2 protein-coding genes are annotated in these 2,580 nt (G+C 67.2%); both read left to right on the forward strand.

Going from position 1 to position 2,580, the window contains the following annotated elements:
* The coding region (locus tag Q1V87_RS06905) for a sugar ABC transporter substrate-binding protein (protein WP_300591432.1) at positions 1 to 857 on the forward strand (857 nt) is incomplete at its 5' end.
* A gap of 3 nt (positions 858 to 860) precedes the next feature.
* Entirely contained in the window at positions 861 to 2,417 is a 1,557-nt protein-coding gene (locus tag Q1V87_RS06910) for a sugar ABC transporter ATP-binding protein (RefSeq protein WP_300591433.1), read from the forward strand.
* Positions 2,418 to 2,580 lie beyond the last annotated feature (163 nt).

The raw sequence follows: 2,580 nt of genomic DNA on the forward strand, positions 1-2,580 counted from the left end.
CGATGCTGGCTGCCGCGCAGGAGGTCGCCGCGGCCAACAACGCCGAGATCACCGTGTTCGACGGAAACCTCGATCCGGCTACCCAGGCCACGCTCATCGAAGACGTCATCGCATCGGGCGACTACGACGGCATGATCGTGCAGCCCATCTACGGCCCCGCGATCATGGATGTCGTGGCCGAGGCAATGGATGCCGGGCTCACCGTGGTCAACATCGACCAGATCCTGGGTGAGGACTTCACCTCCGGGGCCACTCAGTTGCCGGGCCTCGCATCGAACATCGTGTTCGTTCCGACGGTTCTCGGCCAGAAGCTCGGGGAGCAGACCGTCGAGGCCTGCGCGTCGATGAACCTCGACCCCTGCAACGTCGCGTATCTGCACGACCTGAAGACCTCCAGTGTGAGCATTGCGCTGTGGGATGCCTTCAGCGAGGCGATCGCGGGAACACCCGTGACTGTCGTCGCCGAGGGGGAGACGTTCTGGAACCCGGCAGCCGCGCAGACCGCGGTGGCCGACATCCTGACCGCGAACCCCGACATCGATGCGATCGTCACCTCGGACCAGGGGCTGCAGGGTGCCGTTCTGGCGATTGGTGACTCGGGCGCGGACGTTGGTGACTACCTGCTCGTCGGGTACGGCGGCTCGCAGTGGGCCCTCGACGCGATTTCGGAAGGCATCGTTTACTCGGACGTCATCATGGCGCCTGCCACGACCGGTCGCCTGGGGATGGAAGCGATGATCGCGGCGCTGCGCGACGGCACCGACATGGGAGATGTCGACCCGTTCGCAGACTCCCCGAACAACGGGGTCATGACCCCCGACACCGTCACCCAGTTCACCGGCGAGTGGCCCGGTTGATCCATGCCGCACCAACCGGCTGACGCCGGCGTCCCGCAGCTCACCGTCGAGCTGCGGGACGTCGGCAAGTCCTTCGGCGGTCTGCCCGTCCTCCGCAATATCGACCTGACGATTCGTCCCGGAACCGTCCACGCCCTGGTCGGCGAGAACGGCGCGGGCAAGTCGACGCTCGCGAAGATCATCGCCGGCCTGTACAGCGCCGACGAGGGGGAGGTGCTCGTCAACGGCGAGCGCGTGAGCTTCGGGTCGCCCCGGGAGGCGCTCGATCGCGGCATCGCGACGATTGCTCAGGAGTTGGCGCTCGTTCCGGCCCTGTCGGTCGCCGAGAACGTCTTCCTCGGACGCGAGCCGCGGCGGATCGGGTTCATCGGTCGCAAACGGCTCGGCGCGCAGTACCGGGCACTGAGCGAACGCACCGGGTTCGACCTGCCCGCGGATGTCCCGGTGGGCGCATTGCGTACGGCCGATCAGCAGAAGGTCGAGATCATGCGCGCCCTCGCCCGGGGTGCGTCGGTCATCATCATGGATGAGCCGACGGCGGCGCTGTCGGGGGCGGATGCCGACCTGCTGCACGCCGTCGTGCGTCAACTCGCGGCATCCGGGCACACCGTCGTTCTCATCTCGCACTTCCTCAGCGAGGTGCTGGAGCTCGCCGACGACATCACCGTGCTTCGTGACGGTCGCCTCATCCGCACCGGCGCCGCGGCCGACGAGACCGAGGCAAGCCTCATCGAGGCGATGCTCGGCCGGACGCTCGGCGCCGTGTTCCCGGAACAGCCTCCCGCTCCCACGACAGGCGACCCGGTGCTGACCGTGACAGATCTCGTGGCGCCCGGGGTGCGCGGAGTGTCGTTCTCGGTGCGACCTGGCGAAATCGTGGGGCTCGCCGGGCTCGTCGGCGCCGGTCGCAGCGAGATCGTGCACGCCATCTTCGGAGCCGCGGGCCGTCACGGCGGTTCCGTCGAGCTTACGGAGCCGGGGCGTGGTGACGGCGAGAAGCGGACGTCTGTCGGTGCGTCGGTTCCTGCCGCGCTCAACGCGGGCCTGTTCCTCATCCCGGAGTCCCGTAAGGACCAGGGGCTGGTGCTCGGGCGGTCGATTCGCGACAACGTGACGCTGTCGAACCTCGCCGCCTTCGCCCGTGCGGGATGGGTGCGCACCCGCGTCGAACGCGTAGACGCCAAAGCGATGCTCGATCGCGTCACCGTCGCCGGTGATGATCGCCGCAGCGTCTCGAGCCTGTCAGGCGGCAACCAACAGAAGGTGCTGTTCGCGCGTGCGCTGCAGCGCCCGCGCACGGTGCTCATCGCCGACGAACCGACTCGTGGCGTCGATGTCGGGTCGCGTCGTGCGATCTACGACCTCATCGTTGCCGAAGCGTCCCGGGGCATCGGGGTGATCGTCGTCTCATCCGATGTGGAAGAGGTGCTCGGGCTCGCGCACCGCATTCTCGTCATTCGCAGCGGCCGCATCGTCGCGGAGTTCTCCGGCGACGACAGAACTGAAGAAAACGTCCTCACCGCAGCCTTTGCGGATCCGATCATGAGTGGAAAATCATGACCCTGACCACCGGCACCGTGCCCACCCAAGCGCAGCAGAGCGTTCTCTCGCGCATACCGTGGCGATCGGTCGCGATCGTCGTTCCGTTCCTTGCCGTTTTCATCGCCCTCTCGATCGGAAGCCCCGCGTTCCTGTCGTTCCAGAACATCGGCAACGTGCTCGA

Origin of the sequence: Microbacterium sp. (assembly GCF_030149085.1) — a bacterium.
Taxonomy (GTDB): Bacteria; Actinomycetota; Actinomycetes; order Actinomycetales; family Microbacteriaceae; genus Microbacterium.

Excerpts from the sequence above, each read along its gene's own strand:
- Q1V87_RS06910 (WP_300591433.1), top strand. The coding sequence starts at position 861 with ATGCCGCACCAACCGGCTGACGCCGGCGTCCCGCAGCTCACCGTCGAG.